Raw genomic sequence first — 18,845 nt, 5'->3', positions numbered from 1 at the left:
CGCTCCGGGCCTACAGTGACGCTTTTTCTGTCCTTTCATGCACCCATGCAGAAAATTCTTCGTGGCTAAGCTTGGCACCCGTGTAAACCCACGACTTCAGGTCGTCACGCAGCTCGATGTGGATGGTTCCGGCGCCAAGGCCAATACCGACGTGTGGGCCCATCTCATCAAGAGCCAGTGCGGCCACTTCCAGAGGTTCAATCCCGCTGATCTTGAAGTCTGCAGCCCGTCCCGCAATATGCGGGCTCTGATCTGCGCCCTTAATGAGCTCATTCACCGCTGGAGGCCGATACCCCGAAACGATCAACAAAGGGGCTTGGGCACGCTCCTGAATTGCCTGAATTGTTCGCACTAAATCTACGGAGATCCGGGCATACTGGTAGTCGCGTCCTACTTTGCCCACGAAGCTCCCGACCGTGAAATTAGGCGATAAGTGAGTCCGGAGATTGTCCTCGAGCCTGATGAGCGGAACCCGCCCGTCGTCGACCGGATCCGAGTAGGTGATTCCCGCTTCTTCTTCGGCTACAGCCGCGAAGGACGCCCCGGACGGGTAGACTACGGGGCTTGCGCTAAGGGATTTCCCGTTAACATTTTCGTCGCCTTGCATGGCGGATCCTCGTTGATTCTCCATGACACTCCTCGTCGTCCGATCCGGAGTACTTGAACCCCCAGGCAAGCCACCGTGGTGCGATTCTAGTGCACCGATGCCGCCGCTGGTATTGCAGGATTTCAAATTCATTATTCTTTTTTGGGCTCCGCATTGGACATACCTTGACGGGAAAACCCAAGTCCCTGATTATTGGCATTTCATCAGGTTTAGGAGCGGTGCAGATGACTGAAATGGAAAAGGCTTCTCCCGGCATCGGGTTGGCAGAGGCTATCCAATCGTTAAGGCAGGAGCTTTGGGAGGCCATGGTGGCCGGCACCGGGAGCGAGGTCAGGTTCCGCGTAGACAGCATTGAGCTGACCTTGGAAACCGCGGTAACCAAGGCCGTCGGTGGTAAAGCCGGCATCAAGTGGTGGCTTGTGGAAGCGGGAGCAGAAGCGTCCAGGGAAGCTGCCTCGACGCAGACTCTGAAGTTGTCTTTGAGCCCACTTCACGGCTCGGAGGAACTGCTTGTAGAGGACGACGCCGCGTCGGACGGGCGCAGCTTTGACGACAGTTCAGCTGACGGGGACGCGGGGTAATCCTGTGGTGAGCGTCCTCAGGCGTGCGCCACGTTGTCGGCAAGCAGCTTCGCGTCCATGCCCACCCCGCCCAGGATCGACGAGTAGTGCCTCGTCAGCCACGGGAGTCCCACGACGAATAACCCGGCCTGCTCGGTGACGCCTGCTTTCTGCTTCGGGTAGCCCCACTCATCAAGCAGCGGCATGTTCAGAAAAGAGAAGTCCAGTCCGTACCCCGTCGCCCACACCACGGACGTGATGCCGGCGTCGGCCAGGTTCACGGTAGCCGGCTCGGACGGTAGCCAGTCATCGTAGGGCACGGTCGGCTGCTCGGGTGCGTCAATGCCGGCTGCTGCGATATATCCGTCGATGGCTTTCCGCATCCGGTTGTTGAACCCGGCCTCGACTGTTGCGAGGCGTTCGGGGAGGTCGTCGGTGAAGGTGAGGTCGCCGTCGTCGATGTTTTCCAAACGGCCGTGCAGGTGCATGCCGCGGCGGCCGAGTTCACGGAGGTGGATGTCGTGGCCACCGTCGGTGCCGGAGAGCAGCGGGTTGCAGGCGAGGCGCGCGGCGGGGGAGGGGAGTGCCTCGCGGGTGAGGGCGTTCACGCCGTATTCGGGGCCGTGTTTACCGGTTTCGAGGAGCCAGTAAAGGATGTCGTGGCCGCGGTATCGGCGGGGAGCTTCGGGGCAAGTGGACACGGCAAGGTGGACTTCGCGGCCGGCCTCGTGCAGTTCCTCGGCGATCTGCCCGCCCGACTGACCGGTGCCGACAATCAAGACGGCGCCATCGGGGAGCTGCTGTGGACTGCGGTAGTGGTGCGTGTGGAGTTGCCTGACTTCCTTGGGGAGCTTGGCGGCCATGGCGGGCAGCCTGGGCACCTGGTAGGCGCCGGTCGCGAGGACCACCTTCTTGGCCGCGAGCCTGCCTTGCGAAGTTTCGAAGCTGAAGGTGCCGTTTGAGGCGGAAAGGCGGGTGACGTCCACGCCAGTCAGGACAGGGGCGTTGATTACATCGGCGTAGCGCCTGAGTAGATTGACGACGGCGGTTCGGGGCAGGAAAGCTTCGGGGTCATCCCCCGTGTAGGGCATGCCGGGGAGGTCCAGCGTGAAGTTGGGGGTGTTCATGAAGAATCCGTCCCAACGGTCCTGGTAGGCACCGCCGAGGGTGTCGCGCCGTTCGATGATTTGGTGCTCGACGCCGGCTTGGCTGAGCCAATAACTGGTGGCGAGACCGGCTTGGCCGGCTCCGATGATCACGGTATCTGGGGCGGATCCCATGGCGTGGATTGTACGCCCGGAGGCGACGATTGGGGATGGGTTTCGGCATTCGACCGATACGGCCATCTTTCAAGTGACTACCTGTAGGGAATGACCCCGGTTTGGTTGACTCCTAACCTGGCAGGATTCTGTCCTTCCAGGAAGGATGTTCCTGTGCCTGAGCCCTACCCCGTCGAGTTCCGCCTCGACGTCGTAGCCGTTGCTCCGAAGCATGAAGCCCCGCTGGCGTAAATCGTCGAGGACGGCGTCAGTCCCGGCATGACCGAGAAGGAAACCGCCCAGTCACGGGAGGCAAAGACGCGGATCCGGCTTCTTGAACAGGAGAACGAGATCCTGCGCCGGGCCGCGGCGTTCTTCGCCAGGGAACTGCCCCCAAATGAGCTTCCCGCTGGTCCTTGACCGTGCCGCCGACGGGATGTCCGTGGCGGTGACCTGCCGGGTGCTTGGCTTCTCCAAGCAGGCGTTCTACAAATGGAAGGCCAACCCCGTTTCCGACCGGGACAGGGCTGATGCGCACTGATCAATGCGGCTCTTGACATCCAACGCGACGACCCGGCCTTCGGGTACCGGTTCACCGCCGATGAACTGCCGGCCTACGGCATCAGTGCCGGGGAGAACCGGGTGCAGCGGCTGTGCCGCAGCCAGCGGATTTGGTCTGTTTTCGCCAAGAAGCGGGGCTTGAACCGTAAGGCGGGCCCACCAGTCCATGACGACCTCGTCGGTCGGGACTTTACCGCCGCGGCACCGGACCGGCTATGGCTCCCTGCTGCAGAAAAACGTGCTGGACCGAGAACGCTGGACCTCACGACAGGAACTACGCTTGGCCATCGTGCGACAATCGAAAGCGGCCTCCAAGCCGCCTGAAAACTATCGACCCCGAGAGTCAACGAATCCCGGGGCAGTCCCTCCTTCCCAAGGTTGGAGCCGTGTCCTCCGCGTTCCGTCTCTGGTCTTGCTGGGCTTGGTCTACATGGTGCCGCTGGCGATCTCCAGCACCTACGGCATCGTTGTGGAGCGGACTGGTGGGCGGCTTTCGGCTGCCTATGCCGCGACCCTGGCAGCACCGGATCGAACAGCGGCCTGTCCAGCTCCACAATTCTCCCGAACAAATGCTGTTGGGCATTCTTTCGGGGTGCATTGGCATCAAACGGTGACGTGATTCCGGGGTTCATGTCGAGATAGAGGGATGCCTCCTTATGCCCTGGGGGACGAATCGGCTCCCAGGAAACGGAGATCCCCTTAAGAAGTGTCGACAGGTTTGGGAACGTGACGCTGACCCTCTTAGAAGACGCAATATTTCACGGCTCGGGGTAAATGAAAGAGTGGGATTTGACTAATTCATTGACAAAGTCCAATCGCCGTAGTTGCCTGTTCTCATACGGCTATCACGAATCGATGAGAAGTGCGCCAGCGACAAGCGGCATCCCGATTCGCTTCGGTTCTTGTTTTTGGGGGAACAATGAATTTATTGAAAGAACATTCCGCAGCCCTTCATTTCGTATCTCCCGGGTCACCGTCTAGGAACGCCGCATAACCGGATGGCTCTGATCCAGGGCAATCAAGACTCTCTGGACTTAGCTTGAAGTTATTCCCAAATTTGACAAATAGCATGGTCCAGATTGACCTTTGCGCGTTTAGACTACAACTAGCGATGCCATTTGGACTGCTTATCCAGAGTTGCACTGCAGTTTGCGACTCCAGCAGAGCAGGTGAAGAACTAGCTAAAACAGGACAATAATCTTTTGCAGTTTTAATCATTTCGTCGCACAGGCAGTACCCGTCATGGGCATGCTAAAGGCAATGAAAGTAGAAATTAGTTTCGAGGGGGAATAGAGATGAATATTCGACGTACCATTGCAGCAGCGGCTCTCGCGGTGGGGTTGTCGGCGGCCGGAGGTGCAGCGGCGATAGCCGCGACAGTGTCTCCAGCCGAAGGTGGCACCTGGAACTATGGGGTAACAGCTGGAGTGCACCTGTACTCCGACTATTTCAATCAAAACGTTTGTCACGCATCGTCGACGCAAAATGACTGGGGCTACTCGTCCTCGCCAAACATGGCTGCGAACTCGTGGGCGAACAACGCGCAACCTACCACGAGTTTCCAGGACAACCGCGCCTACTACCGTCTTTGCTAATTGAACAGACCTTTGCGCTGCACCGCTTCGAAGCGGTGCAGTGCAAAGGTTATAGGATGAAAAATGTTGAAAATACTTGTCCGTTTTGCCGCTGTGGCAATCGCAGCACTGATTGCTTTGGTTGCCGGTGTCTATTCGGCTGCGGCGGATCTGGACGGTTTGCCGGACGCTGACTATGTGGCGTCAATGCGTTTCGACAACAGTCCAATGCCGCGTGGTGAAGTCATTGCCTCACTGGACCAATACGCTGACTCTGCTGGCGTCGGCATAATTAGAGTGGCAAGCGCCCCAGATGACTTTTTGGACAAACGACTTGCATTTGTGTTCGGCTCCGGAGGAATCCGAGATACGGAGATTGATTGGTTCTCCCCAACGATGAGCGGAACAGTCGCCAAGTCCAGCGAGCTTGGCTTCACATCCCTGAACGGCGTATACGCAATAAAGGGGAGCGATTCTCAAGCGAAATCCTTCCAAACTTGGGCGAAGAGCGAGCTAGGAGCCGACGCTGCCCTGAAGGAAAAAACAACAGTTGGCTTGCTCACGTATGCACTCCTGACAGTTGGAGCATGGGTGCCGATGTCAGCAGCAATACTGTTGCTGGGAGCGATCGTCATGTCCTGGTACGTTCTGCGTGCTCACGGCCGAGAGTTGCGGGTCTTGGCCGGTATGCGCCTATCAACCGTCGTCTTAACGGACCTTCGTTCGCTATTCGGAGCGTTAGCCGTGCCTGTTGTGGCAACCTTCGCGATTTCCGTCCTAGGCATAATAGTCACCGGGTTTGGTCGAGCGGGATTCTTCATCTCGACACTCATGCTGTTTACTGGTGCGGTCACAGCCTTCGCCGTCGCTGTTGCCCTGATCATGGGGATGCTCTCCCTGCCCACTGTGCGTGATATTGCGGCCAGAAGACCTTCTGAGCGAGGTTCGTGGGTGATCAGCGAAGTCCTGAAAGTAGCTGCCGTAGTCATCGTGGCCGCAATCGTGCCCACAGCGGCGGGTGTGGTGACAAATGCTTCCGCTGCTACCGCTCAGGGCGCGCTATGGGAATCTATGGGGGACAGCGTAACTGTCCGTGTGGCGAACCGCTTGGGGGACGCCGAAAATGCGGCGTTCGCCGGTCTCATCAGGGATCTTGTGAGGCGGGACGCCGCAATGTTCTCCATGTCATTGAGCTCCGACACGGTCAACTTAGTAGATGAAGCGGCTGGAAAAGATCTTGAAGATCTCGGCTTCGACAGCGTCGTCCTTACAGGGGAACCCTTCCTTGATACCGTCAATCGTGCGGGCGGAGCCACCTGGGAACTTGTCAGTGCTGTCCATTCAGTTCAAGAACTGCCTGATTCGATCCGTGGTCAACTTCTACCGAATCTGGAGCTGTGGAGCACGTCGAGAAACGCACCGGATGTTCGCTTCTACAGCAACACCGGTGAGGCCCCGATCGCTGTGTCAGGAGGCATGGCGGGAACGCTGGACACGAATCAGCGGCCTCTGATCATCTCAGTAAATGATCTCACCCAGTTCGACGACGCCTTCCTGGCTTCAGCCATGAGCAGGGGAAATATTGTGTTCACTGATCCGGAACAGTTAAAAGCGCTAGTAGAGCAGCGAGGAATAAGCTCGGAGATCCTGTCGATCGACAGAATCGCAGATCTGGGCCTTTACGATGCACAGTCCAAACAGCGCAACGCTCAACTCGCTGCCGCAGCGATTGCACTTGCAGTGCTAGCGCTAGTCATGTGCCTGGCCGTAACTGCTTGGATCTTCGCACTTCTGCGACGCCGCCGCTGGTTTGTTCAACACACCGCGGGTATATCGTGGAGGTCCATTCTTCAGTCAAGAATGATGTGGGAAGCAGGTTCTGCGCTTCTATTCGGGGCGGTGATGGCCATGTCGTTTGCGGCGATATCTCCGTCTATTGTCTGGATTTCCGCCACTGCCCCCTTTGCATATATGGGCCTTACATGGCTCATTCATCAATGGGCTGCGGCCACAACATTCCGCACTACGCTCGCACGAAGAGGATAGGTCATATGCAATTACATGCCGAAGGAGTTTCGGTTGTCATTGACGGCAAGCCCGTCCTGAAGTCTGCTACCGCACACGCCGAACCAGGACGGATGCTCGTTCTGGCAGGCAAGAGCGGCAGCGGAAAAACAACTCTCCTGAACGTCCTTGGACTGTTGAGTCGCACCGATGCTGGCAGCGTTGTAGTCGGTGGACAGGACGCCACAAAATGGAATGACGCCCGCCGCCGCCGTTTTTGGCGGGACCATGTCGCATTCGTGTTCCAAGACTACGGACTTATAGAGGAAGCAAGCGTGGAGTACAACGTAACGGTCGGTCGACGCGGACTATTTGGTTTACGGCAGCCTGACCGCGAACGTGTTGACCAGATCCTCAGCCACGTTTTGCTATCGGGTCGTGGGAAGGAGCAGACTGCTCGACTCAGTGGCGGCGAGAAACAGCGCGTCGGGTTGGCGCGAGCGATGTTCCGGGGCGCCGACGTGGTGCTCGCAGATGAACCGACTGCCTCACTCGATCGAAAAAACCGTGAACTAGTCATCAACTTTCTCATTGAGGAGGCCCGTCGGGGTGCGACCGTCGTCGTAGCCACACACGACGAGGATCTCATGGCCGCTGGCGACGATCTCATCCTGCTCGGTGGACAGCCAAGCCCCGAGCCATCAGGCTTCTCATCTCCTGCCATGAGTCAAGCATTAAGATCTTTCCCCGATACAGCGGAGAGCAAGCGATAACTCGCCACTCTTGAAACTACAGAATCTTCGCCAACCTTGTGCATTCCTCCCACAGCCGCCTCCGTGCAGCCGGGTCGGAACCCATGCCTGGAGTGGGCAGCTCCTTACGCTTCGCCCACAGCTTGCCAGACACCGCCGATGTCTCCGGCGACGTCGCCAGCCACACGGGCGTATCCGCGGCTTCCTCCGCGGGCTTGCCGAAGGTGTTCGTCAGCCAGCGGAACGGTCCACCCACGTCCTGTAGAAGCCCCGTGTTCTTGACCAGGCCCGGGTGCACGGCATTCACCACCACGTTGGACCCGCGAAGGCGCTCCGCGAACTCCTGCGTCAACAGAACGCGTCCGAGCATCGTTGGTGGTGTCGCGCGCGTGTAGCTGTAGTTGCCCTTGGCGCTCTGCAAATCCTCAAAGTCGATCTTGGTGACTTGGGGCCCACCCGAATACTTCGACGCAATATTCACCACGCGGGACGTCCAAGCGTCCTCGGCGCTCGCGCGCTTGAGCGCGTCTGTGAGCAGATTGGTCAGCAGGAAATAGCCCATCACGTTGGTGGCGAACGTGACTTCCAGGCCGTCCGGCGTCACCTGGCGCTCCTTGCGGAACACGCCGGCGGCGTTCACCAGTACGTTCAGCTTCTGGTGGCGGGAATGGAGCTCGTCCACCGCTTGCCGGATCGAGGCTTGGCTCGACAGGTCGCATGCAAGCGGCTCCAGCGCTGCATTTGGGACTTTGGCACGAATCTCGCGGATCGCGTCCTCAGCGCGCGATGCTGAACGTCCAACCACGACGACGGTCCCTCCTTCTCGGGCCAGCGCAGTCGCGATGGCCTTGCCAAGGCCGCTGGTGGAACCGGTCATAAGTGCTGTTCGTCCGGTCATGGAGGACATAGCTCGATCACAGCACTTCCGGTCGTGTTTGGCGAGAGTGCGTTGGTGGGGGAGCCTACTTTTTTGGCTTGTTCGCCTTGGCTTTAGGCGCCTTGGGCGGGAACTCTGCCACATGGGCGAAGGCACGTGCCACCCACGGCTCAGCCTGTGCAGCATCGCTGTTCCATGCTTCGGGCAAGCCGACGTAGCCGCCCATGGGCCGTTCCTCCGGCCCGAAGGGTTGGGTTACTTCTTCAGCTTCCAGTGCGGCCCTGTCAGCGTCGGAAAGCTTCACGCCGATTGTGGGGCCGAATAGGCCTGCGAACATGTTGCCGTTCACGAACGCACCCAGGTTGCCGAACATCGGTTCCTTGTCTTCCTCTGAGGGCTCGGGCATCTGCATAATTTGAACTCCTGCGTCGTGAGGAACTAATGGGGTGCGGCAATTACGGCCAGGATAAGTCAGTCAGACTCCAGCCGCGCCAGCGCCCACTCCCACGCAATCAGCTCCTGTTCCAAGCGGACCCCGTCGCCATAGGTCCCGGCCTGGAGCGCCTCATACACGAGGGCTTCGTCAGGAGTCAGGCGTGTCAACGCAGCACGCGAAGGCGACGCCTCCATGCTCCACGCCTCCCGGTGCGCCAGGAGAGTCGCTTCATCCATGAGCACGCTGGACACATGCGGGTGCACGGATCTGAGCTGGTCCAAGATGCGGAAGCCGTGAGTGTCCAAGTCACCCCAGTAGAGAACCTGACAGGACTGCAACCATGCAGCGTCCCTCAATGATGAGAAACCGTAGCCCTTACCGAAGATGGCGAGTGTCCCGTGCCGCTCTTGCAAAGCAAGGAAGTTTACGAGGTTCTCAGTGATGATCACATGGGTGACCGGGAGCCGGAGCGATTCAAAGGCCGAGGCTGTCACCGTAATGTCCCGCGCATCACCGAGCAGCGGTATGGACGGGTCCAATAGCCGGAAACGCACCTGCTCAGGCTGATGGAGGAAGCCGTGGCGCTCCGCGAAACGAGCTGCGGGAGTGCGGGCTATCGGCGTGCCAAGGACAGAGTCGTCAAGGCCCGGGTCTGCCGCATCTGAATCGTCGTCCAGAGGCAATGTTTCTGCCAGGACGGGCCTCAGCGCCTCCACCATCTCGTCAATTGTCCTGCGGTGGGCCTCGATGAATTTGGTGTGCACGCCGGGCAGACGCAACTGCCTCACATAAACGGAGGGGGAGGGGTGATCCCTAAGCCAGAGCGCCACCCGGGCAGCGAGCAAAGCGTCTTGACCTAGAACCAGCAAGTGCTTCGGACGTTTCGCCGCCCAGGCCTGGAGCGCCGGGTCCAAGCCGCCCAGCTCGGCGGCCAAGGACAGAAACTGCTTCGTTTCCCGCTGTTTGCCGGCGAACTCAATCTCGTCCTCCACAGAAGCAAACACAGCCACAGCGGGAAGGCGGTTTGAACCGATAGTGGTGCGGCCGACGTCGGCGGTTTCCAAACTGAACGGACCCTCTGCGGCGAAGAGCCTGGCTGCCCAGTCGCGGGCGGCCGCGTAGTCATCGCGCAGTTCGGTAGCCGATGGGCGCTTCAACACCCGGCGGCGTGGATAAACCCCGCTTGGATCAATAGCTTCCCGCAGGAGCTGCCCCCGATCCCACGCGGTTGCAGACAGCGCTCGCAAGTCAGCCAACGAGGTCCACCGGGAAGCAGCTGACTTACCCGGCACGCCGCTCCCGTTCCTCACGGTACTCAGTGATGGTCATGTTCCGAAGTTGGGAATCGTTGCCGTTGGTGTTTGCAACAAAGCCCACGTGTGCCACAAACGGCTCGATGACATTGATCTTCTGCAGTGGGGTCACGATCAGCAGCTGGAGCTTCATGCGTTGGAACAGCTCCATGCCGTACCGTGCGGACTCGTCGGAGCCACGACCGAAAGCCTCGTCGATCACCACGAACCGGAAACTCCGGCCCTTCCCGGAACCGCCTCCCCGCGCAGCTCCCTTCCCGGCCGCGAGCCCAAACTGGAACGCCAACGCCGCCGCCAGGATGGTGTACGCGAGCTTTTCCTTCTGGCCACCGGACTTGCCGCCCGAATCGGTGAAGTGCTCAAATTCCTCGCCGGTCTCCGTCCACCTTTCGGAAGCTGAAAAGGTAAACCAGTTCCGCACGTCAGTAACCTTGGCCGTCCAGCGTTCGTCAAGACTGGTGAATCCCTCGCGACCCCGGAAGCGTTCGATCAGACGTTCAACCTGCAGATACTTCTGCTCCGAGTACTGCTCGTCGTCGCCGATGGTGCCCTCGGAGCAGGCACGCAAGTCAATCCCGAACTGCCTCACATCAAGATCTAAAGAGCTTTGGTGCTCCAGTTGGATATGACGGCCCGGGTTGTATTGGATCTCCGCAAGCGACTGGTTGATCTCGCTGATGCGGTTCACGATGTCCTGCCGCCGGCTGTCCAGGAACGCGTTGAACGCAACCACCTCGTGGATGGTGTTCTGCGTCAGCGAGTCCTTGAACCGTGCCTCGAATCTCGGCAGGTCATCACGCTCCAGCTGCCCAAGCAGCCGATTGAACTCTTCGGCCGCCTCCAACGTCGCGTCGATGTCCGTTGTTTCGTTGGGGTACTTGTTACGGAAATCAGCCATGAGCCGGATCGTGGTGGCACTCGCTGTCGCGATCCGTTTCGTCAGAGCATCGATCCTTGCGGTCAGACTGGACCGGACCGAGCTCTCGGCCGGGCCAGTGTTGCGGTAGGTCAGCGCTTTATCACCCAAGGCCTCGGCGGTGAGCCGCGCTACCGCCGCCAGCACATCGCCGTCGTCCGTTAGCGGTTGTTCCGTGAGCGTCAGGCGGCATTCCTCAATAGCTGCAGCGATTTCCCGGGCAGCATTTTCATTGCCACCGAGCCTCTGCTGAACCCTATCCGAGCGCTCCTGCAATCGCTCGATGCGGACGGACACCTCCGATTCCTTAACAGTCAGTTGCTGCAACACACTGCTGGCCGACTGAAGCTCGAGCTTCTCATCCTTGAGCTCCTGAACCCTGCGGGCGGTCAGCTGCCAGGCGATGTCGGAAAACTCAGCCACGGAACCGACGTTGCCCAGCAACTGCCGCATCCGTCCCATGTCACCGAGCCCGGCGTCTACCTTCGCCAACTGGGTGCCGACACTGCGGTGCTTGCCATCGATGTGGTCACGCTCGGCCCTGATGCGGACGATCTTGTCGTGGTTGTCCCAGCCGAGCACGAAGGTGCGCCGGTCCATGAGGCCCTTGCGGTCGTCCTTCTCATGCCGCCCCCGGGCGCCCTTTATCTGACCGTTGATCGTCAGGGCCTTGGGATACCGACGGAACTCATCCATGGTGTCGCAGCACATGTAATCGAACCGCGCGCTGAGCTCGTCCAACAGGAAATCCCGGAAGGGCGTGCCCTGCTTGATCGCGATCTTCGCCCCCAAAGTCCCAGGTGCGGGCGGCCGCGATGAATAGGAGTCACCCACCTTCCGGTACACCAGTCTCCCTTTGAGATCATTGGCATCCACCCACGAGGCAACAGCCGCGTAGTGCTCCGTTGACACCAGCAGGGACAGCGCAAGGCTCCGCAGCGTGCGTTCGGCAGCACCCTCCCACTCGGCCTCGCCTTCGCGGACACGCAGCAGCTCCGCTGCGTAGGGGAGCGTGGACTCGGCAATGCCAGTGCCCTCACAGATACGACGCCGGAGCTCAAGTTGCGGGCGTTCCAGCAAGGTGGGGCGGGAGCCAAGGCTGGCAAGCTCGGCATCCAGATCGTCCCGTCGGGCGGCGAGCGCGTTGAGCTCTGAATGCAACGCCGTGCGCTGCTCCTGCAGCTTGGCCGCCTTGGACGCGAGGTTTCCCTCCACCTCGCCCAGCCGGGCCCGGTTCGCGTCGAAGAGCACGCGGTCTTCGGGGGCATGGAGTCCAAGCTCGACGGCGGCAGCCGCGTAATCCTCGAAACGGTTGCGTTGCTTCTTGGCCGACTCCTCAAGTCGGGAGACCTCCGCGTCAATCGCGGCGAGCCTGCCACCACCGCTTGTACGGATGTCCTCCTGGACAATCGCGAGCTCGTGCCGGAGCCGGGCCATGTCCGAGGCCAGCTGGGCGCTGTCTTCGCGAAGCTTCTGACCAGTCCGCTCCAGCTCCTCCTGATGTTCGAGGCTTAACGTAAGTTGCTGGTCGGTGAACCAGGGATGCAGCTGGTCGCGTTGCCGGCGGGCCTGGTTTTCTTCAGAACTGAGCTTCCGGTGGGTGGCGGCGCCATCGCGGATCGGTTTCAAAAGCTCGATCTGGTCTCTAGCCCGGACCACAGCCTCGTGCGCTTTCTTCAGATCGTCAAAATGGCTGATCAGCTTGTTGATACGTGTCTGGACGTCATCGTCTTCCAGCATGTTGGTGCGCACGAAGTGGGTGATGTTCTCTACCTGCTTCATGGAAACAGTGCGGTGGAACAGCTCCATTGCCTGGTTGCCGCTGATGCCAAAGTGGCGTTTAAAAGCCGCGGCATAGGGATCAAAAGTGTCGTAGACAGAGACGCCCGCGGCGCGGAGCTTCTTCTTCAACTTGGCGGGGTCCTGCCCGAAGTTGGAGAAGTCTTCCGCGATGGATTGCTCGCCCTCGGCAAGGGAATAGAAGCGTGTGGGCTGTCCAGCCTCCTGCATGGTCCAGAGGGTGATGCCCAGCGTGATGGTCTTGTCCATGACGGCGTTATGGAAGACCCCAAGGACAACAGTGAGCGTGCCGGGCGCTCGCAAGGCAACCGGCTTCGAGTACTCGCCGCCCGTACTGCGCGTGCTCTTATGGAAGCCCCGCACATAAGACATTAGGGTCCGTTCACGCTTCTGAGCCCCTGCCGCCTTGTTGTACTCAATCCGGTTGGCAGGAAGCAGGAGCGTGGTGATTGCATCGACTACCGTTGACTTTCCGGAGCCAATGTCGCCTGTCAGAAGGCTGTTGGCCCCGTCCAGACGGAACGTGCGCACACCGCCGTGGAAGGTGCCCCAGTTGAGCAGCTCCAAACGGTGGAGTCGGAACCCGGGCGGAAGGCCGCCGTCGTTCGCTTGTTCGTCGGAGGGTTCCTCGTCGGGCTCCTCGAGAGTAAAGAGGCTGTCCTGAACGTCAGTGCTCATGGTTATTTGCTTCCGGTGAGTGATTCACGGTAGTCGGCCAGCCGCGCGTCGAACTCTTCCAGCCACTGAGCATCAACGTACGCCTTCAAGATACGCGCTACCTCGTAAGTCCCCGTTTCGCCGCGGAGCTTCCTCAAGAAGCCGAGCTCCACCACCTTCTTGATGTTGGTGCCTAGCCGGTCCAGAATCCTGGCCTCGTTACTGGACTCCGGCAGGAACACTGCGACCATGTCCTTTAGCTCCTCCTCCGTCATGATCAACCGGAGTTCACTGCTGTTGGTATCGAACTCCAACAACCGTTTCCTGAGTAGAACAAGCAGCAAACTCACATCGAAAGTAAGCTGCCTGCGCGGAATAAGCCGGGGGAGCGTGCCTTCGGGATCCTCCCGGGACCTCAGAAAAGCGTAGCCCTCGGATTCGTCCAGAATCAGGTTCAGCCCCAGTACTGCCACATAATCGCGCACGTGGGACGTCAAGGCGAGCAACGATTGCCAGACCTTCTCGTCAGTCTCCGCGTAGACCACACCCTTGAACAGCTTGGTCACGATTCCCGGCAACTCTTCCGGACTGGACGTTTCGCTTGCAGTATTCATGCCGGCCTCACAAAAATGATCTGATCGATGACTGCTGCCCGGACGCTGCCATCCTCCAAAGTCCAATGGAGGCGCTGCGTAGTTTCGGGGTTGATGCTGGCCCAGTCCGACTCCGCAGCGAGCTGGTAGTACGCCACAATCTCCGCGAGCCCTTGGGACAACGGATGGGCCGCCGTGATGTCCGCCAGCGTCGCCTGGTTCTCCTCCTCGAGGACACTTTCGATATTGGACTTCAGGCGCTCACGGTCCACATGAAACTGACTGAACAGCGCGCTCGCATCCAGATCCTGATCATCTGCGGTAACAACATCATCCATCACCATCACGCGGCTGCCCGGCTCGTAAAGAGGCCGCTCGAACGGTAAGGCGACGTCCACGGAGGACGCTTCAATCTCCATGGCAAAGTTCGACGGCGGCTGGTCCCGTTGGTCCAGCGCGTTCGCCTCGATGCTTCGGATAAGTTGCATGATGCGTTTGTTCTCGAGGAAGACTTTGTCGTCCAGGAGGCGTCGCATCTGTTGCGAGAGCTGTCTAACCGTGGCCTGTGTTTGCTCCACTGCGGGTAGCCAATCCTGGTGGAGGTTGGTGATGGTGTGGAGGTTATCCATCCGGGCCAAAGCTTCGATCCGGGTAGCCCTGTGGAGGAGGTCGTTGAGTTCTCTCCTCAGCTGCGGAGACATGAGGTAGTCCCAGAAACCCTGGAAAGTGCGGCCTTGGAGCGAGCTTCCGATGTCTTGCTGGTTGGCGAAGATTGAGTCCAGGAGTTCTCCTTGGCTGCCGTCCCACGTAGCAATCTGCTCACGGACCTGTCTGTCCAGTTTCCGGAAGTTCTGCTCGACTTCGCGGAAGTCGGAGAGCAGGTCCTTTGCCAGGGTGGTGAGCTGTTGGAAGTGGTCCAAGGCCTCCGGTGCAGTCATGACTTTGAGGTCTCCCTCACGAATCCGGTGCATCTCGGCATCAATCTGGTTCCGTTGCTGTTGAAGTTCAGCCAATCGCACGTCCGGGTCTGTCTCTGACTGCTGTACGAGGGTCTTCAACACGGCAAAGATGCTTGTCAGCCTCGATTGGGTGGCCACAAACTCGCGGCCTTTGAGGCTCTCAACCCAGCGCACCACATCTTCAGCCGCCGGAGTAAGGTCGTAATGCGGTTCGTCTTCGCCTTGGACGTAGTATTTTCGCAGCCAAGCGCGCTCAGACGCGGCCCAGTCATCCAGGTACTCCGAGGCGTTGCGGGGAAACTTCTCCTCCCCATAGGTTTCCCGTACGCCGAACAAGACGTCGTCCAGAACGTCAATCAGCTGTTGGCGCCCGACGTTCCGCTGATTGGGGTCCGTGAAGGCGGACATGAAGAAGTGCAGGGCGAGGGGCGCGTTTTGGGCTCGAAGCAATGCCCAGCCTGCATGCTTTTCGCGCAGCGCGTTGATCGCGTAGTAGTCCATCTGGCCCTTCAACAGTTGGTCCTTCTTGCCTTGGACAGGGTTCCTGCTTCAAAGGCTAAGCCAGATCACTGACAGTTTCTTCTTGCTCCAACCCCCATCGGATTGATTAATCTGCTCCAGCACTAGCTATCCCCACAGAAGTCTGTAGACTTGACGGTGTTGTTGTGTTTGGCATTTCGTAGTTCAGGCAGTCCCCGGGGTCCTTTGGATCGCGGTCTACTGAAGTAACGGTGGAGAACACCCCACACCCGGAGACCCGAAAGTCGGGAAGCATCTCCACCTTCAGTAAGGACTGAAATTATGGCTACAGGTACCGTCAAGTGGTTTAACGCTGAAAAGGGCTTCGGCTTCATCTCCCCGGAAGATGGCAGCCAGGACGTTTTCGCTCACTACTCTGCAATCAACTCCTCGGGCTACCGCTCCCTCGAAGAGAACCAGAAGGTTTCCTTCGACGTCGAGCAGGGCCCCAAGGGTCCCCAGGCAGTGAACATCCAGGCTATCTAGTCTTCGGATAACTCAAAGCAGGGCCGGTCTCATGACCGGCCCTGCTTTTTGTCGTCCTCATCGTATATATGTACTACTGTGCCTTAACCAGCTAGAACACATATCCACATAGCGAATTGCATACATGTAATTCGTTTCCGGAACCCCATAGCGTTGGTAGCCACAAGCCGATACGCAAGGGGTACTGATGATCTGCCCGAACACTCACAACAGCCAACTGAAGCCACGCTTCCACCACCTAGAGGATTCCAACCACCACCTAATTCGGCTCAAACAGACCGTGTTTGCGGCCCAATCGGCCTGTGCAGGGTTCTTTTGGACCCCTAGTCCCGATTTTCGGGCTTAGTCTCCGGGGTGAGCCGCGTGCCGGTGATGGTGGGAAACAGAAGGTTGGATCGGGTGTTCGATACAGAAGTTCAGCGCATCCTCGACTACGTGGGGCATGGCATCGGCGTACGCATCGTAGGTGCCCCGGGCAGTGGGAAAACAACAGTGGCCTCCAGTGCGGTGTTCAACTTGGAGAAGACCGGGTTCACCATCCACGCGGTCACGGGCTTGAGGACCCACCGGGCCATTCCGTACGCCGCGGTCAAAGGTCTCGGGATGGAGATGCGACCTGGCCGGAGCGGAGTGCTGGACCTCGCGGATGTTTTGGCAAGCCAGCTCGCGAAAGCCGGCAAACATCTGCTGCTTGTGGACGACATTCACTTACTGGACAACGAGTCATTAGCCGTCCTGGAAGCAGTCCGGCAACAATCGGCCGCCCCGATGATCGCCACGGCACCGGAAACGCACGCCTTCACTCGCGGAGAGCTGGCGGTCCTCAACCAAGGTCGGGAAGCAATCCTTCAACTGGATCCGCTGCATTACGAGCAGGTCCACGCGCTCGTAGCGCGCGTGCTTGGAGGTCCCGCCGATATCGACACCACCGCGAGAATCCTCACCAAGTCGGGCGGCAACCCGAGGCTCGTCGTGCGGATCGCGGAAACAGCATCCCTGAGCAACCTGCTTGTCCGGCGCGATGGGTCGTGGCAGATGTCCGGGACGTCACTGTGGAACGACCACCTTCGCGGAACTGTCGAAGCGCTTTTGGCAGAGCTCCCGCCCGAGGACGTCAACGCCCTGCACAGCATGGCTATCCTCGGAACGGCCCGCATCGATGTCCTGCAGAAGATCGTGTCCGCGGATGCTTTGGACAGCCTTGAGCGCCAGGGCTTCCTCTCCATCATGGACGACCACCATAACGGCACTATTGCGGCCATCAGCCCACCGGTGATCGTGGACTACTTCCGGGGCAGGCGCACTCTTCGAGACCGGCACATGTTGAGAACCAAGATCGCGGGCATGCTCGACTCCACACCACAGGTACCTGGAATCGAAGCCACCACCGCGGACTGCCTCACTCGGGTGCTTTCGGCGTTGCGCTCGGAACGTGGCAACGACGATGCCGTCACGGCAAGGCACTTCCACGATCACAGCGCCGTCCGCGAACGGTCGCGCTTCGAACGATGGGAAATCAACAAGACCGCCGCGAATGCAGCAGCCCTGCTCCGTGTTTACTGGGGCGCCCCGGTGGACCCGGTTCGCGCCGCGCGCGTCCTCGAAGAAACATCAACGCACGACGCCGACCCCTCGGACCTGCTCTTCCTCACCATCACGAAGGCCCTCCTAGCGATCCAGGCGGGCGGGTTGAGTGCCGCCGTCGAGGTTTTGCAGCAGTTTGCCGAAGCGCATCCGGAGCAGAAAGCAGAAGCCAACGCGGCCATCCAGTTCCTCAGCGCCTCCCACGGCCGTGTGCCGCAGCCGGACGCGGGAAGCTCGCCATATGCGGAAAGTTCCGAGGAGAAGCCCGGAACACTCGAGGTCCTCACCCAGGCGTTGGTGGAGCTGTACAGGGGCAGGCCGCTTGAAGCACTCCGAATTGTTGATGCAGCAGAGGATGACGAACTATTCCCGCATCTGCGGCCATTCATCAAGGGCTTCGGACTTTTCGCGGCGGGCAGGATCGACGAATCGCTGGTCTTCGCGCTTGACTGGCGTGGCGAGGCCCGGAAGAACCTCGACCAGTTCGGAGTGGTGACCAGCAGCTACGTCGCCGCCCACGGGTTGCTTTACAGCGGACACTTTGACGAAGCGGAGTACCTCATGAGCAGCGTCTTTGCCATGGGACGGCCGGGGTTCGTGGTGGACATTCTCTACGACGCCATGCTTCGGCTCGCCGGCCTGCGGCAAGCGACCACCACCACAACGGCTACCGTGTCCATCGCCGCGCAGGCGCGGGCGGGAGTGCCCGATGTCGGGCCGTTGCCCGGGGTGGGAAAGGGCGTCTACGTCCTCATCGCCAAGGAGAACCAGCAGCCCGCGGTGTTCGATCGGCAGGCCAGCAGACTCATCAAGCGGCAGCTGAGGAGCGGCTACGCGCTGGAAGCGATGATGGCCGCCCTGCTGTTCACTTGCCTGGTCCCCGGACGCCAGGTGTTGGATCTGCTGCAAAGGATCCTCCGAGGAAGCGGTGTCACTGTTCATGACCCGTTCATGGCGATTGCCGCTGCTGTGGTGGAAGGCGACCACCAGCTCCTTGGCCTTCTCCTGAAGCACTACGGGCCCGACGCGGACGTCTACCAAATCGGCATGCTCCTCAGGAGCGCCCTCAAACGGCGCGTGGTGGAAGGCGACAACGTCGCAGCCGAAGCGTTGGCCAAGGCATCGTCATCATTTGCCGCCAGGTTCCCCAGTGCCAACGAACAGCTGGCGTTCAACACCTTTGAGGCCAGCTCGCTGACCGAACGGGAAATCGAGGTGGCTGCGCTTGCCGGGTACCTGTCCAACGTGGAGATCGGGGAGCGGCTGAGGATCAGCGCACGCACAGTGGAGAACCACATCTCCAATGCCCTCCGGAAGACGGGGGCAACGTCCAGGACAAGTTTGTTCATCCTGGTGGGCAATACGTTTCCGCCCAAGTGACCCTCGAT

General features: G+C 59.8%; 14 protein-coding genes and 1 pseudogene. 7 read left to right on the top strand and 8 right to left on the bottom strand.

Features of this window, described 5'->3' with window-relative positions; genetic code table 11:
• Nucleotides 1-10 precede the first annotated feature (10 nt).
• Complete coding sequence (locus OCL88_RS16860) at nucleotides 11-631, bottom strand: D-Ala-D-Ala carboxypeptidase family metallohydrolase (RefSeq protein WP_207605002.1); 621 nt, start codon at nucleotides 629-631, stop codon at nucleotides 11-13.
• 200 nt (nucleotides 632-831) lie between these two features.
• On the opposite strand from OCL88_RS16860, the gene OCL88_RS16855 reads away from it, so the two are divergent.
• Complete coding sequence (locus tag OCL88_RS16855; RefSeq protein WP_069694848.1) at nucleotides 832-1,188, top strand: trypco2 family protein; 357 nt, start codon at nucleotides 832-834, stop codon at nucleotides 1,186-1,188.
• A 17-nt stretch (nucleotides 1,189-1,205) separates the two neighbouring features.
• Here the strand turns inward: OCL88_RS16855 and OCL88_RS16850 are convergent, their stop codons facing one another.
• A complete protein-coding gene (locus OCL88_RS16850) occupies nucleotides 1,206-2,447 on the bottom strand; it encodes a flavin-containing monooxygenase (protein WP_264963249.1) in 1,242 nt (413 codons plus the stop codon).
• A gap of 153 nt (nucleotides 2,448-2,600) precedes the next feature.
• Here OCL88_RS16850 and OCL88_RS16845 point away from each other — a divergent pair.
• From OCL88_RS16845 to OCL88_RS16835, 4 genes and pseudogenes are all read left to right on the top strand, one after another.
• A pseudogene (locus OCL88_RS16845) lies at nucleotides 2,601-3,209 on the top strand (IS3 family transposase); the annotation flags it as partial.
• A gap of 1,073 nt (nucleotides 3,210-4,282) precedes the next feature.
• Entirely contained in the window at nucleotides 4,283-4,582 is a 300-nt protein-coding gene (locus tag OCL88_RS21315) for a lactococcin 972 family bacteriocin (protein WP_079941104.1), read from the top strand.
• A 63-nt stretch (nucleotides 4,583-4,645) separates the two neighbouring features.
• Nucleotides 4,646-6,607: a hypothetical protein gene (locus tag OCL88_RS16840; RefSeq protein WP_264963248.1), complete on the top strand. Its 1,962-nt coding sequence runs from the start codon at nucleotides 4,646-4,648 to the stop codon at nucleotides 6,605-6,607.
• A gap of 5 nt (nucleotides 6,608-6,612) precedes the next feature.
• Nucleotides 6,613-7,338 carry an ABC transporter ATP-binding protein gene (locus OCL88_RS16835; RefSeq protein ID WP_264963247.1) on the top strand — a complete coding sequence of 242 codons (726 nt, stop codon included), beginning with the start codon at nucleotides 6,613-6,615 and terminating at the stop codon, nucleotides 7,336-7,338.
• Nucleotides 7,339-7,354: 16 nt separating this feature from the next.
• Here OCL88_RS16835 and OCL88_RS16830 read toward each other — a convergent pair whose 3' ends face one another.
• The 6 genes from OCL88_RS16830 to OCL88_RS16805 are packed head-to-tail and all read right to left on the bottom strand — an operon-like array spanning nucleotide 7,355 to nucleotide 15,381.
• The gene (locus tag OCL88_RS16830; RefSeq protein ID WP_264963246.1) at nucleotides 7,355-8,224 is read right to left on the bottom strand and encodes an SDR family NAD(P)-dependent oxidoreductase; all 870 of its coding nucleotides are present in this window, start codon (nucleotides 8,222-8,224) and stop codon (nucleotides 7,355-7,357) included.
• A 55-nt stretch (nucleotides 8,225-8,279) separates the two neighbouring features.
• Nucleotides 8,280-8,606 (bottom strand): TfoX/Sxy family protein, encoded by a 327-nt coding sequence (locus tag OCL88_RS16825; RefSeq protein ID WP_069694845.1) that lies wholly within the window; start codon nucleotides 8,604-8,606, stop codon nucleotides 8,280-8,282.
• A 59-nt stretch (nucleotides 8,607-8,665) separates the two neighbouring features.
• Nucleotides 8,666-9,922, bottom strand: a complete 1,257-nt coding sequence (locus OCL88_RS16820; RefSeq protein WP_264963245.1) for a Wadjet anti-phage system protein JetD domain-containing protein — start codon at nucleotides 9,920-9,922, stop codon at nucleotides 8,666-8,668.
• Complete coding sequence (locus tag OCL88_RS16815; RefSeq protein WP_264963244.1) at nucleotides 9,912-13,337, bottom strand: ATP-binding protein; 3,426 nt, start codon at nucleotides 13,335-13,337, stop codon at nucleotides 9,912-9,914. Before OCL88_RS16815 ends, OCL88_RS16820 begins: the two co-directional genes overlap by 11 nt.
• Nucleotides 13,338-13,339: 2 nt before the next feature.
• Entirely contained in the window at nucleotides 13,340-13,930 is a 591-nt protein-coding gene (locus OCL88_RS16810; RefSeq protein WP_069694843.1) for a DUF4194 domain-containing protein, read from the bottom strand.
• Nucleotides 13,927-15,381, bottom strand: a complete 1,455-nt coding sequence (locus OCL88_RS16805; protein ID WP_264963241.1) for a DUF3375 domain-containing protein — start codon at nucleotides 15,379-15,381, stop codon at nucleotides 13,927-13,929. The genes OCL88_RS16810 and OCL88_RS16805 overlap by 4 nt, the downstream gene beginning before the upstream one ends.
• Before the next feature lie 288 nt (nucleotides 15,382-15,669).
• On the opposite strand from OCL88_RS16805, the gene OCL88_RS16800 reads away from it, so the two are divergent.
• Both OCL88_RS16800 and OCL88_RS16795 read left to right on the top strand, forming a co-directional pair.
• Entirely contained in the window at nucleotides 15,670-15,873 is a 204-nt protein-coding gene (locus tag OCL88_RS16800) for a cold-shock protein (protein ID WP_021472668.1), read from the top strand.
• Between the two features lie 399 nt (nucleotides 15,874-16,272).
• Entirely contained in the window at nucleotides 16,273-18,837 is a 2,565-nt protein-coding gene (locus OCL88_RS16795) for a LuxR C-terminal-related transcriptional regulator (protein ID WP_264963240.1), read from the top strand.
• Nucleotides 18,838-18,845 lie beyond the last annotated feature (8 nt).

Origin of the sequence: Paenarthrobacter sp. PAE-2, from assembly GCF_026013155.1 — a bacterium.
Lineage (GTDB): Bacteria > Actinomycetota > Actinomycetes > Actinomycetales > Micrococcaceae > Arthrobacter > Arthrobacter ureafaciens.
This window is presented reverse-complemented; position numbering and strand designations above follow the sequence as displayed.

Excerpts from the sequence above, each read along its gene's own strand:
- OCL88_RS16825 (WP_069694845.1), bottom strand. The coding sequence starts at position 8,606 with ATGCAGATGCCCGAGCCCTCAGAGGAAGACAAGGAACCGATGTTCGGC.
- OCL88_RS16855 (WP_069694848.1), top strand. The coding sequence starts at position 832 with ATGACTGAAATGGAAAAGGCTTCTCCCGGCATCGGGTTGGCAGAGGCT.
- OCL88_RS16860 (WP_207605002.1), bottom strand. The coding sequence starts at position 631 with ATGGAGAATCAACGAGGATCCGCCATGCAAGGCGACGAAAATGTTAAC.
- OCL88_RS16835 (WP_264963247.1), top strand. The coding sequence starts at position 6,613 with ATGCAATTACATGCCGAAGGAGTTTCGGTTGTCATTGACGGCAAGCCC.
- OCL88_RS16830 (WP_264963246.1), bottom strand. The coding sequence starts at position 8,224 with ATGTCCTCCATGACCGGACGAACAGCACTTATGACCGGTTCCACCAGC.
- OCL88_RS16815 (WP_264963244.1), bottom strand. The coding sequence starts at position 13,337 with ATGAGCACTGACGTTCAGGACAGCCTCTTTACTCTCGAGGAGCCCGAC.
- OCL88_RS16810 (WP_069694843.1), bottom strand. The coding sequence starts at position 13,930 with ATGAATACTGCAAGCGAAACGTCCAGTCCGGAAGAGTTGCCGGGAATC.
- OCL88_RS21315 (WP_079941104.1), top strand. The coding sequence starts at position 4,283 with ATGAATATTCGACGTACCATTGCAGCAGCGGCTCTCGCGGTGGGGTTG.
- OCL88_RS16800 (WP_021472668.1), top strand. The coding sequence starts at position 15,670 with ATGGCTACAGGTACCGTCAAGTGGTTTAACGCTGAAAAGGGCTTCGGC.
- OCL88_RS16850 (WP_264963249.1), bottom strand. The coding sequence starts at position 2,447 with ATGGGATCCGCCCCAGATACCGTGATCATCGGAGCCGGCCAAGCCGGT.
- OCL88_RS16840 (WP_264963248.1), top strand. The coding sequence starts at position 4,646 with ATGTTGAAAATACTTGTCCGTTTTGCCGCTGTGGCAATCGCAGCACTG.